Origin of the sequence: Mycobacterium sp. 155 (assembly GCF_000373905.1) — a bacterium.
Taxonomy (GTDB): Bacteria; Actinomycetota; Actinomycetes; order Mycobacteriales; family Mycobacteriaceae; genus Mycobacterium.
In genome coordinates, this window is record NZ_KB892705.1 from 1309143 (window position 1) to 1322621 (window position 13479).

The following is a 13479-nucleotide window of genomic DNA, read 5'->3' on the forward strand; positions in this document are numbered from 1 at the left end:
CTCACATGCCGAGGTGGGCGGGTGGCTCGCCACCTGCTGCAATAAAGGCCGTCAGCGCCGATACCAGCCCGCGCCGTTGCGGCTCGGGCATCGCTTGCACCACACGGGCGATCTCCGCACGCCGCCGTGCGGTCGCCGTATCGACCACCTCGTGCCCGCGAGGAGTCAACTCCACCACGAGTTCCCGGCGCGAGTTCGGATGCTGGCGCCGGTCGATCAGCCCCGAAGCGACCAAACGGTCAACCATGCGCCCAATCGTCGAGGGGCGCACATCGAGCAATCTGGCCAGCTCGGTCAGGTTCGAGGCGCCGCGCGACGACAGAATCACCAATGCCCGGAACTGCGGAATGGTGATCGATTCATCGACCTCGGCGATTGACCGTGCGGAGATGGCCACCAGCAGTCGCGATGCGGTTACCAGGGCGTCGGTGATCGCATCCACCGAATCCTGGACCGACGCTCTGCTCCGGACTGTCACCCGCATCCTCTCGATCGCGTCTGCCCACAGAAATATCCGGAATACAACCCGGCAGAAATTAACTATTGCACAATGCCACTGTCTCACGGGGCGGTGGCACCCCGTCGGCCTCGCAACGTCTCGTCCCTGTCGGGCTTTTACATGGTGTAGTCCGGCAGTTGAAGGTCGTCGTGCAGCTGGTGCCGGATCATCCAATCACCGATATGGCGTTGCGCGAGCAGTCTGCACCGGGGTTGTGGGTACGCAAGCGGGTTTTGGTAGCGGGCGAAGGCGCCGCGGAAATCGGGTCATGCCGCGGATCGTCTGGATCGTGTTGGTGCCGAAGGGAAAGTCGATCTTACGGCGGAGGCAGCCGATGTAGATCTCGGCGGCGTTCTCACCGCCTGTATGGCGGAGCCCAAACATTTTGCAGGATATCCGATTTGGTGAGGACTGCATCCTTGTTGCGCACCGATGACGAGTCTAGATTCGGGTAATCTCACGGCTAGTCTCCTTCGGCGATCGTGTCCTCATCGCTTGTGATCCAGTTGCGGGCTAGCGTGGTTTGCGCAAGCGGGAACGCGCGCAGTTCGCCGGGCATCAAGAAGCCGAAGATCTTCATGGTGTGCTTGATCCACTCCACATCGGTGACGACTGCCAGTCGTTCCCACCGAAACCAGTGTGCAAGACCGATTTTCGTGTCTTCCCACGCGGCGTCCGGGTCAACGCCGGCGAAGTCGGGGGCAATCTCGTAGAAAATCCTCACCTTGTCGTGGCGCGTCAGCCGTTGCTCCACATCGGGTATCAGAACGGCTTCGTAGTCGGCCTGTGTGATATGCCCGTGCCACACGAAGGCGGCGACGTTGTCGGGAAATCCGGTCAATGCCTCGATCATGACGTCCTCTCAGTTGATGCGGTCGGTGCGATTCCGGCCAGCGGCGATAGCACCGGCTCCCTGCGGTGGCGGGTCTGCCGGGGATGGCGCTCAAGCCAGTGGTAGACGGCGCGTTTGACGCGGTCATTGACGAAAAACCACAGCAGCGCGTAGCCCCACACGACGCCGGCCCAGCCCCAGCCCAGCGGTGTCATCAATACTCCGTAGACGGCGATCAGTGTCGCGAGGGCCTGCGTTCCGAGGACCGCAGCGAGCAAGACAGGAGCGGGCGCCGGACGCGACCAGAAGGCGCCTCGGGTGCGGGTGACGAAGATGGTCAGATGCCCTGCGACAGAAAGTTTCAGGTAGATCAGGCTGCGAATCATGTCGTGGTCCAACCCGAAGATCTTGTCCGCGACGACGAACAAAATGAATGTTTGCGCGACGCCAATGACGCCGAGCGTGGTGGCGATGGTGAGTACCGCTCGCATATCCCATGCGGCAGGTTTGGGTGAGCCGCGAACGTGGTCGTAGGCGATGGCCAAGATTGCGCCGTCGTTGAGCAGCGCCAGCAGCACGATCATTACGGCGGTGACGGGGAAGAAGTTCAAGATCACGATCGCCAGGGTGATCAGCAGCAGCACCCGGATGGTTTCGGCGATGCGATAGATGGCGTAGCTGTTCATCCGGGCGAAGATCTCGCGAGCTTGACGGATAGCGGCCACGATCACCGAGAGGCCCGGGGCCAGCAGGACGACATCGGCGGCCGCACGGGCAGCATCGGTGGCCCCGGCCACGGCGATGCCAGCGTCGGCCTGTTTGAGCGCGGGTGCGTCGTTGACCCCGTCGCCCGTCATGCCCACGATGTGCCCACGGGCTTGTAATAGCCGCACGATACGGTACTTGTGTTCCGGAAACACCTGGGCGAACCCATCGGCGGTCGCCACTCGATGACCCAGTTCGTCCTCGCCGCCGGCGGTGTCTAGTGTGGCGGCATCGAGGATCTGCGGACCCAGCCCGACCCGGCGGGCGATTTCGCGGCCGATGGCGACTTGATCGCCGGTGACCATCTTGACCTCGACGCCGAGTTGTTGTGCGGCGGTGATGGTTTGGGCGGAGTCCTCGCGGGGCGGGTCGGCCAGCCCCAGCACGCCGATCAGGCGCCAGGATCCGTCGACGTCGGTACGCGCCACACCCAAGGATCGGTAGCCGTGGCTGGCGAACCGTTCGACCACCCCGGGAACCTCGCCGCTGGCGCCATCATGTTCACACAGCGCGGCGATGACCTGCGGGGCTCCCTTACTGACCTGAAACCCCTGCATGTCGGGGTCGCGCACCGTAGCTTCGGTGCGTTTGCTGACTGGGTCGAATGGGGTGAACTGCTCCACCTCCACCGCCGGTAGGTCGCCGGCGGCGGCCAGCACTGCAAGGTCAATGAGGTCGTTGTCCTCGGCGCGTGAGGCCAATGCGGCTACCGTGAGCAGGTCGTGATCGGAGACGCCAGATGCGGTCCACGTGGTGGCCACGGCGAGTCGGTTCTGCGTCAAGGTGCCGGTCTTATCCACGCACAGTAGGTCCATGCCGCCGAGTTCCTCGACTGCGGGTAGGTGGCTGACCACCGCTTGCTGGTGGGCGAGCTGGCGGGCGCCTACAGCCATCGTCACCGACAACACCGCGGGCAACGCCACCGGGATCGAGGCGATGGTGACCACCAGCGCGAATTCCAGGGTCTGCAGGACCGGGTTGCCGCGCACCAGCGACACCCCCACAGTCAGTGCGACCAGCGCGACGGCAATGACAATCAGGTAGTTGCCGATCCGCAGCACCGCGCGCTGGAAATGGCTCACGCTGCCCGCGGTCTCGACCAGCGCGGTGGTCTTCCCCATATACGACGATGTCCCGGTTTCGCAGACCACCGCATCGGCCTCCCCGCGGACCAGCACCGCACCCGACAACAAGCTCTGTCCCTGCCCGCGGGTGACAGCCAGAGACTCCCCGGTCAACGCGGACTGGTCCACCTCCAGGGTGACGTCGTCGAGCACTCGCAGATCGGCGGGGATCACGTCCCCGATGCGCACCCGCACCACATCGCCGGGCACCAGCTCGCGCACCGCCACCGTCGCCCACGCACCGTCGCGCAGCACCCGCGCCGAGGAGGCCAGGCGCCGTCTGAGGGCGGCGATCGCATTGGCGGCCTGGTGCTCCTCGGCGAAGGCCACTAGCCCGTTCATCGCCAGCAGCACCGCGATGATCGCCGCGTCGGTCCAATGTCGAGCCAGCACTGACAACACCAGCGCGGCTTCGATCATCCAGGGGATCGGCGCCCAGAAATAGCCCAGGAAAACCAGTACCGGGTTGCGGCGCCGCTCGGCGATCTCGTTGGCTCCGTGGCGCTGCAGCCGCGCGTGTGCCTGGGCCGTTGTCAACCCCTGCGTCGAGCTGTCCAGATCAGCGAACAGTTGTGGAAGGGGAGTCGTCATCAGGTCGCCTTCACCGGTCGCCATGTCGATGTCCTCCACGAGCCACAATGAATAACAACTGTCCGCGCCTCACCACGAACGCCGTTCGGCATGAAAGTACGCAACTCCAGCGTCCGACCGAGACAGCTCGTCCGGCAGGGCCGAAAGTACTGCGATGCCACAACAAGAGTCACCTGCCCGGCTTCGTCAGCGCATGGTGTCGAGGATGGCCGTCGTAGTCCCGATGTCGGGTTCGCTGCTGCAGCACTACAGTGCGTGGCATCTACCCGGCACCGTCGGTCTGGGAGCTCGTCGCCCTGTAGACCGTCATGATGGTCGGGCCCGTGATGACGTTCACGCCGTTGATGGCGGACGCGCTCGGTGTCCTGCCCGACAGGTTCTATTCGCGCGACAGTGTCATAAGCTCTCGGCCAAGTGACGGCCCGCCACGGGCGCGGCGGGCCTGTCCCGCATATGGACAGGGAGCCTGCCGTTCGGGGGGTAACGGCAGGCTCCCTGGGTGGGTGGATCTTTTCTAGGTCGCGGACTGCGCGCCCAGTACCCGCTGAATGTCCGGCTTCATCTCCTGCAGCTGCTGCCCCCAGTAGCCCCAGCTGTGCGTGCCGTTCGGCGGGAAGTTGAACACCCCGTTGTTGCCGCCTGCCGCGATGTAGTTGTTACGGAACGTGACGTTGGTGCGCAGGGTCAGCCCTTCGAGGAACTGTGCGGCCAGCAGGTTGCCGCCGTTGTCCCCGGAATCGAGATCCGAAGGGGTGCCGGTGCCGCAGTAGACCCAAACGCGCGTGTTGTTGGCGACCAGTTGGTTGATGTTGACCATCGGGTCGTTGCGCTTCCAGGCCGGATCGGTGGCCGGGCCCCACATGCTTTCGGCGTTGTAACCGCCCGCGTCGTTCATCGCCAGGCCGATCAGCATCGGCCACCAGCCCTCGGAGGGGTTCAGGAAGCCGGACAGGCTTCCCGCGTAGATGAACTGTTGCGGATGGTAAATCGCGTAAGTCAGTGCCGCACTACCGGCCATCGAGATACCGACGACGGCGTTACCGGTCTGCGACACACCACGATTGGCGGCCAGCCAGGCCGGTAGCTCGTTGGTCAGGAACGTTTCCCACTTGTAGGTGTAGTCCTGCCCGTTACCCTTCGACGGCTGGTACCAGTCGGTGTAGAAGCTGGACTGCCCACCGACCGGCATGATCGTGGACAGGCCGGACTCGTAGTACCACTCGAACGCCGCGGTATTGATGTCCCAGCCGTTGAAGTCGTCCTGAGCCCGCAGACCGTCGAGCAGATACACGGCGTGCGGTCCGCCGCCTTGGAATTGCACACGGATGTTGCGGTTCATCGACGGAGAGAACACATCGAGGTACTCGACGGGCAGCCCTGGCCGTGAGAAGGCTCCAGCGGTCGCCGACCCCCCGGCGATACCGACTAATCCGGGCAGCGTCAGCATCGCGATGACACCAACCATCAGTCGGCGCAACGCGATCCATGCTGTCGTGCCACGCATGTCTCTGAGGAACTTCATAACGGCAACCAACCCACCTTTCTTCGCATGCCACAAGCAATTGCCGTCGCTTTTGCGTGCAAAGTGAATCACGGGCCACATCAGTCACACGCGTAACAACGCCGCGCCGCGCATCGCGGTTGGCTAACGATTGGAACTCGGCACCGAGATCGTCAGCGCGCCGCTGCAGCAAGTGCATGCTTGACGCGGGCCCGGCGTTCCTCGATTACGCGGTCGATGTCGTGCAACAGCCGGTGGTTGCGCAGCACCAGTTCCTCCAAGAAGTCCCGCTCGATCTGGAGGACCGTTACTTCCCCGACCGCATGGGCCGACGCCAGTACTGCCTCCCGCGTCAGTGTCGTCTGGCCGAAGAAATCGCCTTGGCGCAGGACCCGCACCGGAATCAGGGTGCCCTCATCGCCGATTGCCGTCACCTGGATCTGTCCTTGCACGATGAAACTCATTTGCTCGGGCACCTCGCCCACGGTCTCGACGGCTTCGTCCGCGGCGAATCGCGTCAGACTGGCGTGACCGAGAACGTCTTGCTGTTCGGTGTGGTTGAGCCGGAAGGTGGGGGCGACTTGCCGCACTGCCTTGGCCATCCGCTCCGGAGTGCCGAAGTGGTCATCGACATCGTCCAGGTGGAGTTCCGCGCGCCGCGCCGCGTACCAGATCCAGCGCAGGAAGGTGGCCCGGGCGGCGGTGTCTTCGGCAGGACCGCGTAGCGGGATGGTGGTCTTGTACTGGTTCCCGCCGAGCGGCACGGCCCGGGGTACCGCACCGCTGCGGCACTGCGGCAACTGCAGGGCCGTGTGCGTGAGCAGCTCGCACACCCGGTCGGGCGGATCCGATGCGCGGAATACGCTGACGATGCTCAGTGAATGGGACAGTTCAGGCCGGCTCAGGTTGGTGAACGAAGCCTCGGCAAGCACGGAGTTGGGCATGATCTGCATCCCGCTGCCGGTATCGATGTGCGTTGCCCGCCAGTTGACTTCGACGACGCGGCCGCGGGCCGACGGGGTATCGAGCCAGTCGCCGAGCTGGAACGGCTGCTCGAACAGCAAGAGCAGACCGGAGATGATCTGGCCCACGGAATTCTGCAGCGCCAGACCGAGCACGATCGAGGTGACGCCCAGCGCGGTGAACAAACCACCGACATTGGCCCCCCAGATGTATGCGAAGATCATCCCGATGCCGATCGCGATCAGCGCAAACCGTGCGACATCGAGGAAGATCGATGGAATTCGCTTGCGCCAGCTGCCTTTCGGGGCGCCCTGGAACAGGGTCGCGTTGAGCCCGGAGAGCAGCAGGATCATCACCACGACGCCGAACACCGTGGCGACGATGCGTACGGTGGTGGTCTCGCCTGAGATATCGCCGCCCTTTACCAGCAGGACCAGTAGCGCGCCCAGCGGCAGAATGTAGTTGCGTAGCAGGCTGATCGGCCGGGCCAGATAGCTGTCACGGCGGGTCAGCGTGTTGTGTAACTCGGTCAGTAATACCAGCCCGACGGGCAGCCCGATCGCAACTCCCAGTGCCCAGTAGAACCAATCGGTCTCCAACACGCTTCTCATTGCTGACGCTCCGCGAGTCGCCAGATCGGTTCCTCGGTGTCGGCGATGGTGATCGATCCGTCCGGGGCGTACTTCCGGACATCCAGGGTCGCGTCGCGCACGCGGTCGGACACATAGATTCCGGGTCGCGGTGAGTCGCTCCCGACCTGGTAGACCAGGTCCACCACAGCGCCCCACATGTCGTAAGCGAGGCTGGACCGGCCGATCAGGCCGCTGCTGACGGTACCGGTGTCGATGCCTGCCCGCAGCCTGAGGTCGTAGCCGGATTCGGTGCGGAACCGGTCCACGATGCGCTGCATCTCCACTGCGAAATCCACTGTGCGGCGGACGTTGTCGAGCCTGGGGACAGTCAGCCCGCAGCTGGCTAGGTATCCGTTGTGCAGGGTGCGCACCTGCTCGACGCCGAGTTTGTCCGCGGCGGCGTCGAATTGCCGCACCAGCTTGTTGACGATGTTCAGCAGTTCATCAGAACTCAGGTTGGCGGACAACACGTCGAGGCCGATGAGGTCGGCGAAGATGACGGAAACATTCTGGTGGTCCTGGGCGATGGTCTCCTCGCCTTCGCGGTACCGCTGGACCACCGGTTCGGGCATCATCGTCCGCAGTAGCCGGTCGTTCTCGTTGCATTGCTTCTCGAGCAGATCCTCATTGACCCGCAGATTACGACTCATTTCGTTGAAAGCGACTGTTAAATCACCGAATTCGTCGTGGGACAGCACTGGTAGCGATGCTCCGTAGTCTCCTGAGCTGATCTGCCGGGCACCGGCCTCCAGCCTCCGGATGGGCCGCACGAAGAACCGTGCGAGCACGATGGCGGCGATGCATACGACGAAGATCATCGCCACGGTCGAGAGTACGAGGGTCCGGGTGAATGCCGTCACCGGGGCGAACGCCTCGGTGGTATCGATCTTGGCGATCATCACCCAATTCAGACCGGGCAGGTTCACCGGCGCGTATGACTGCAGTGTCTCCTGCCCGAGGTAGTCGATCTCGATGAGGGTGCCGGTCTCGCCGCGTTGAGCTCGTCGCGCTGCTTCGCTGACTATCGGTTGGACCAGGGTGGTGCCGCCCTGGCGAATCGCCAACTCCGCGAGGTCGGGCGGCGTGCCGGCATTGACGACGTCCTGCTTGTACTGATCCTGGTTCTCGACGAAGAGCCGAGAGGTTGATCGCATGCGCCCATCCGGACCGACCAGGAACGTCTCACCGGTCGCGCCCATGCCGGCCGGTCCCCATTTCCGGTCGATCGTCATCACCCGGTTTACACCGGTGATCGGAAACTGCAGGGCCAGAGCACCTTCCACGCGGCCCTCGTTACCGACCGGCGAGATCATCCATGCGGTCGGAGCCGCGGACGGCTGGTAGTCCCCGAAATCGGTGACCTCGACGTGGTCGATGGAGTTCGACGCGATGACCCGCCGGTAGGCATCGGTGAGCGCACCACCCCGGTATGGGCCGGTGTAGACGTTGGTGCCGAGGTCGACGCCCTTGTAGGCGCTGTACACCACGTTGCCTCGGGTGTCGAGCAGTAGGGCGTCGTCGAATTTGAACTGGTCAATAATGGTGCGGAAATAGTCGTTGAACCGCGCGCAGGCCGCTGACCAGGCGCTGCCATCGTGAGCGTCGGAGAACTTCAGCGACTCATCCCAGCTACTGAACGGTGCCATGTAGTTGGCTTGCAGATACTTCTGCGGATTCGACGTGGGCATCACTGCGGCCACATTGATTTCGTTGCCGGTCTGGGCTTTCTCAGCCTTGGCGAACTGGTTCTGATAGTAGTCGATGATCGCTTGCTGCTGGGCGGGCGTGATCACGGCGTCGTTGAGCTGGTCGAATCCGGCCGTGAACGCCCGTGTGGCGTCGATGACGTTGGTGCCCCTGGTGTACACCAGCAGTGAATCCCGCAGGTAGCTGAACTCCGCCTGCAGTTGACGCGCTTGAGCCGAACGTATCTCGGTCAGCCGATCGAACACCGAGTCGCGTAATGAGCTCCGGCCCGACTGATATCCGATGGCTCCGACTACGGCGGCCGACAGCACGCTGGTCACCAACAACATGGCCAGCAGTTTGGACTGAATGCTGATCCGGGACAGGATGCGGCGGCGCTGGTGCCTCTGTCTGCGCGCGGGCGTCTCCGGATCAGGGGGTTCGGCTGCGGTCGTCATCGAAAGGGAACACTAGCTGTGCGCTTCGGCGAGCTCAGCGCTTTCCCGCCAAGTCCGCGCCGGTCGGAGGATATCTGTGCGACATTCGACATATGGTCACCGAAGACGACTCGGATGATCTGCGTCGCTTCACCGAGGTGCAGGAGCGCGTCTACCCGACCGTGCTCGCCGAGTTGGCCGACGGCCGCAAGCGCAGTCACTGGATCTGGTTCATCTTCCCGCAGTTACGTGGGCTCGGCCGCAGCTCGACGGCGCACCACTATGGCATCGCGTCGCAGCGGGAGGCACTGGACTATCTGAACCACCCGACGTTGGGGCCGCGGTTGCGGGAATGCGCGCGGTTGGCGGCCGCGGTTGACGGACGCACCGCCGAACAGATCTTCGGCTGGCCAGACTGCCTCAAGGTCCAGTCCTGCATGACGCTCTTCGCGGCAGTTGCCACAGACCCCGACGAGCTGGCGGACTTCCGGGCCGTACTGGACAAGTTCTACAACGGACTCGGTGATCCGGTGACGCTTGAGATGCTCAGTGTGGCTCGATGATCAGCCACCCGTGCGGGCCCACCTCGGTGGTCACGATATCGGTGTGCGACGGGGCGCCGGAGCCTGCGATCACCGTCCCGGACGGCACTCCCAGATCCGGCAGCGACACTGTCAGCGCGACGTCGTCGACGTTGAGGGCGACGATCAGTGTTCCCTCGGGAGCGGTGCTTCGGTAGATGTACTGCGTGTTGGTCAGTTTCAGCGCGGCCGTTGTCGCGGTGTGCAGCCACGGGTGGCGCCGACGTAACCCGATCAGATGGCGGTGGAATCGCAGGGCGTCGGAATCCTCAGGGGGAGAATCGAATTCCGGCCGGACCGCATCGTCCCCACCGCGGCGCTCCTCTTTGACACCGCGGTAGGCCGACTCGTCACCCGCGTAGATGCTCGGGGTTCCGCCCGTGGTGAGCAGGACGACCAGCGCATGTTCGAGATGGTCCGGGTTGGTCAACTGGCTGGCGATCCGGGTGACGTCGTGATTGCCTATGAACGTCATCGGGACGAACGTGTCGAGAAAACCATTGTGGCGCTGCAGTCCCCAGTCCAGCTCATGGAAGTTCCCGTCGTTGAGGCTGCTCCAGATGGCCTTCCAGAGTTCGTACTGGGTGACGGAATCGAAGGTGGAGGCGCTGACCGTGGCCGAGTAGTCGCCGTGGATCACCTCACCGACGAACCACGCGTCCGCGTAGTCCTGACGCACTCGCGGCAATACCCGCGCCCAGAACCGGTTGGGCACTGCATACGCGGCGTCCAACCGCCAGCCGTCCGCACCCCGGCCCAACCAGTGCCGCAGCACCCCTGCCGTGTATTCCACCACCTCGGGGTTGGCGTGGTTGAGCGCGATCAGATCGCCGTGTCCCTCGAAGGTGTCGAACTGCGATTCCGGCCCGCGGCGACGGAACCACGCCGATGCCGGGTGGTCCGGCCCGCCGTCGAGCGCTTCGCGGTACCGCGCGAAGTCGGTGCCGACGTGATTGAAGACGCCGTCGAGCAGCACGCGCAGCCCGCGCCGGTGCGCCTGCGCCACCAGCTCGTCGAAATCGGCGTCGTCGCCGAGTCTCGGATCGATGCGGAAGTGATCGGTGGTGTCGTAACCGTGGGTGCGCGAGGCGAAAATCGGCCCCAGCGCGATGCCCGAGGCGCCGAGTTCGACGGCGTGGTCGAGCCATTCGACGACGCGGCGCAGGCGGTGCTCGTCGGGGGCTGGCGGCGGCTCGGCGGGAAACGCGCCGACGAAGCCCAGCGGGTAGATCTGCCACCAGATGGCGTGCGCCACCCACCCGGGCTCAGGCACGAAACTTCGCTGCGTACAGATCCTTCATCTCTTCGGCTAGTTCGGGGGCCGGGCCGTCCACCTCGACACCCGGCGCCACTGTGGTGATCGGCAGCGGCGCCACCGGCGCCGGTGGGGCATCCCATTCGGTGAGCCATTCGGTCAGCTGCGCCGTGGAGCTGGCATACACGATGCGGCCCAGCCCGACCCAGGCATGGGCCGCCGAGCACATCGGGCAGTGTTCGCCGGAGGTGTACACCGTGGTGCGAGCCCGTCGTTGCGGGCTCAGGTGTGCGGCTGCCCATCGAGCGATGGCGAACTCGGGATGCTGGGTCTCGTCGCCGTCCTTGACCCGATTGCGGTCGGCGAACACCGTGGTGCCGGTGTAGTCGACCAGGATCGATCCGAACGGTTGATCGCCAGCGTCGAGAGCTTCACGGGCGAGCGCAATGCATTTGCGCAGGTGCTTGAGGTCGGTGTCGCTGATGGCCACGGTCGCGAGTTTACGATGGGCGGCGGTGAGTCCGGGGCACAACGACGGTCAACCACATACCGACTTTTGCCTGGGTGCTGCCGACGACGTGGGCACGGAGCCGAGCGGCATCAGTGTGAATGCGGGACGACGTCGACGCGGTCGATCGCGATGTCGGCCACGCTGCCGGTGATCGTGGTGAGCTCGCCCACCAGGATACGGGCCGCCCCGTTGTCGGTAGCCAGCGTCGACGCGAGATCGTGGATCCGGCGCAGGGCGGCCGACAGTTCGCCGGTGTCCAGGCTCCACGGCACCGCGGGACTGGGTGGTGCCCCGCGCAACGCCTCGATGTAATCGTCGACCGCGGCGATGAACTCGGAGTCCAGCGCGGACGATGGGTGGGTGGGCAGGCTGTTCTCCAGTGTGCTGCACGCGCTCGTCACGGCGTTCAACGCGGTGCGGTAGGACCGCAGCCATCGGCGCAGCGCGGGGGAGTCCAGCCGCGCCGCACCCCATGCCGCCTCGAACGCCGCGCGGGCCCGGAACGCCCGCTGCCAGGCCGCCGACAGTGCTTCGGCCGGGTGGCCCACCTCGTGCACGAACGCCGTGACCACCATCGCCGCGTAATCGATCTCGGTCATCAGCAACTCGCCGGCGCGCTGGCGCAACCGGATCAGGGCGTGGTCGGGCAGCAGCACGTGGGCCATCACCGCAAGCCCGCCTCCGATAAGCACCCCGAACAACCGGTCGAGAATTCCCGGCCAGTCCGAGAACCCGCCGACACCCACCGTGAACACCAGGACGGCTCCGATGGCGACGACCACCGCGAGATAGCCGTACCTGATCACTCTGTAGGCGATTCCGACGACCACCGTGGCGCAGATCGCCGAGGCCAGCGCATCGGGCTGCCAGAACACCGTCAGCACCGACGCAGCCAGGATCCCCGCGACGAGCCCGGTCATCCGCCCAGCGCAGCGCGTGTAGGTATGCGCGGTCTCCGGCCGCAGCACGACCACCACCGCCAAAGCCATCCAGCAGCCGTGCCCCAGCGTGCCGTACCGGGTGGCCGCTACAGCGATCGCGGTGGTCACCGACAACCTGATGGCGTGTCGCAGGATCGGGGACGTCCAGGTCAGGTGTGACCGGACGACCGCAGGGGCCGAGGCCAGCGACCCGATCAAGTCCGGCCGGTGCAGCTGCCCGAACCGCAGCACCGCCGCTTCTCGCAATTGTTCGGAGAAACGATGTGCGCGTGTGGCTTCCGGCCCGGACACGGCAGCCGCGGTGGCGTCGACACGGACCAGCGCATGCTCGGCGTCGCGGCGTGCGGTGTGGCCGTGGGCTGCGATGGCATCGAGCAGCACCGCTGCCGCGGCCAGCAGCTGCGGCACGCCGTCATCGCGGTCACCGCCCGCCGTCGAACGGAACGAGGCCAGACTTGCGGCAAGCCGTTCGGGCAGCCGGTAGCCGCCGTGGTAAGCCCGGGGGCGCTGGCTCACCTGAGAATTGGCGAACACTTCGCGCAGCCAGGTCATCGGCGCGTCCTCGACATCGGCAGCGCAGTCCGCGGCCACGCTGCGGGCGTCGGCGGCCAGCGACCGGTAGGCGCGGGTCAATCCCTCCCGTTGGGCCCGCCACCGACGCGGTGGCCGTACCGCGATGAGCCCTGCCTGCAGGAGACCGGTGGCCAGGACCAGGATGGGAGTGAGCAGGATGTCTGCCCACGTCGGTGCACTCGCCGGCGCGATCACCAGCAGTGCACTGGCGGCGGAAGCGACCAGGCCGGCATTGGCACCCAGCGACCACTGCATCCCGGCGGCAAAACACCACAGTCCGACCACGACGATGAACAGCGCACTGTGCGCGCCACTCAACACCGCGAGCAGTACCACGGCGGCCAACTCGACCGATCCGGTCACCACGAGGGGCACCCGCCCGCCAGGGCTGCGCTGCAGCGCGATTGCGCCGGCAATCACCCCGGCGCCGAGCGTCCACATGGCTGCGGTGGTCGAGATAGCGTAGAGCGCCAGCGTGGTGAGCACGAGAGTGCCGATCAGGCTGCGCGCCACCGCGCCCGCGTCGGGAGTGCTCAGCCGCAGCGCGTCGGCTGGTTGTCCACCGGTCTGCACCCGCCCATTCTCGCG

10 protein-coding genes and 1 pseudogene are annotated in these 13479 nt (G+C 65.3%); 1 reads left to right on the forward strand and 10 read right to left on the reverse strand.

The features are described 5' to 3' along the window. Position 1: 1 nt before the first annotated feature. From B133_RS0106065 to B133_RS0106090, 7 genes and pseudogenes are all read right to left on the reverse strand, one after another. Positions 2-478 carry a MarR family winged helix-turn-helix transcriptional regulator gene (locus B133_RS0106065; RefSeq protein WP_026256036.1) on the reverse strand — a complete coding sequence of 159 codons (477 nt, stop codon included), beginning with the start codon at positions 476-478 and terminating at the stop codon, positions 2-4. A 195-nt stretch (positions 479-673) separates the two neighbouring features. Next, positions 674-929 (reverse strand): annotated as a pseudogene (locus B133_RS25280) (winged helix-turn-helix domain-containing protein); the annotation flags it as partial. A 33-nt stretch (positions 930-962) separates the two neighbouring features. Continuing rightward, positions 963-1352 (reverse strand): STAS/SEC14 domain-containing protein, encoded by a 390-nt coding sequence (locus tag B133_RS0106070; protein WP_018599830.1) that lies wholly within the window; start codon positions 1350-1352, stop codon positions 963-965. Continuing rightward, the gene (locus B133_RS0106075; RefSeq protein ID WP_036418976.1) at positions 1349-3835 is read right to left on the reverse strand and encodes a plasma-membrane proton-efflux P-type ATPase; all 2487 of its coding nucleotides are present in this window, start codon (positions 3833-3835) and stop codon (positions 1349-1351) included. Before B133_RS0106075 ends, B133_RS0106070 begins: the two co-directional genes overlap by 4 nt. Before the next feature lie 490 nt (positions 3836-4325). Further along, the gene (locus tag B133_RS0106080; RefSeq protein WP_369751484.1) at positions 4326-5276 is read right to left on the reverse strand and encodes an esterase family protein; all 951 of its coding nucleotides are present in this window, start codon (positions 5274-5276) and stop codon (positions 4326-4328) included. Positions 5277-5485: 209 nt separating this feature from the next. Beyond that, positions 5486-6886 carry a mechanosensitive ion channel domain-containing protein gene (locus B133_RS0106085; protein WP_018599833.1) on the reverse strand — a complete coding sequence of 467 codons (1401 nt, stop codon included), beginning with the start codon at positions 6884-6886 and terminating at the stop codon, positions 5486-5488. Then, entirely contained in the window at positions 6883-9051 is a 2169-nt protein-coding gene (locus tag B133_RS0106090) for an adenylate/guanylate cyclase domain-containing protein (RefSeq protein WP_018599834.1), read from the reverse strand. Before B133_RS0106090 ends, B133_RS0106085 begins: the two co-directional genes overlap by 4 nt. A gap of 92 nt (positions 9052-9143) precedes the next feature. On the opposite strand from B133_RS0106090, the gene B133_RS0106095 reads away from it, so the two are divergent. Next, on the forward strand, positions 9144-9593 hold the full coding sequence (locus tag B133_RS0106095) for a DUF1810 domain-containing protein (RefSeq protein ID WP_018599835.1): 450 nt from the start codon (positions 9144-9146) through the stop codon (positions 9591-9593). Here B133_RS0106095 and B133_RS0106100 read toward each other — a convergent pair. The 3 genes from B133_RS0106100 to B133_RS0106110 form a co-directional block, all read right to left on the reverse strand. After that, positions 9577-10884: an alpha-amylase family protein gene (locus B133_RS0106100; RefSeq protein ID WP_018599836.1), complete on the reverse strand. Its 1308-nt coding sequence runs from the start codon at positions 10882-10884 to the stop codon at positions 9577-9579. The genes B133_RS0106095 and B133_RS0106100 overlap by 17 nt on opposite strands. Then, a complete protein-coding gene (locus tag B133_RS0106105; RefSeq protein ID WP_018599837.1) occupies positions 10877-11356 on the reverse strand; it encodes a nucleoside deaminase in 480 nt (159 codons plus the stop codon). The genes B133_RS0106100 and B133_RS0106105 overlap by 8 nt, the downstream gene beginning before the upstream one ends. Positions 11357-11466: 110 nt before the next feature. Next, the gene (locus tag B133_RS0106110) at positions 11467-13464 is read right to left on the reverse strand and encodes an FUSC family protein (RefSeq protein ID WP_018599838.1); all 1998 of its coding nucleotides are present in this window, start codon (positions 13462-13464) and stop codon (positions 11467-11469) included. Positions 13465-13479 lie beyond the last annotated feature (15 nt).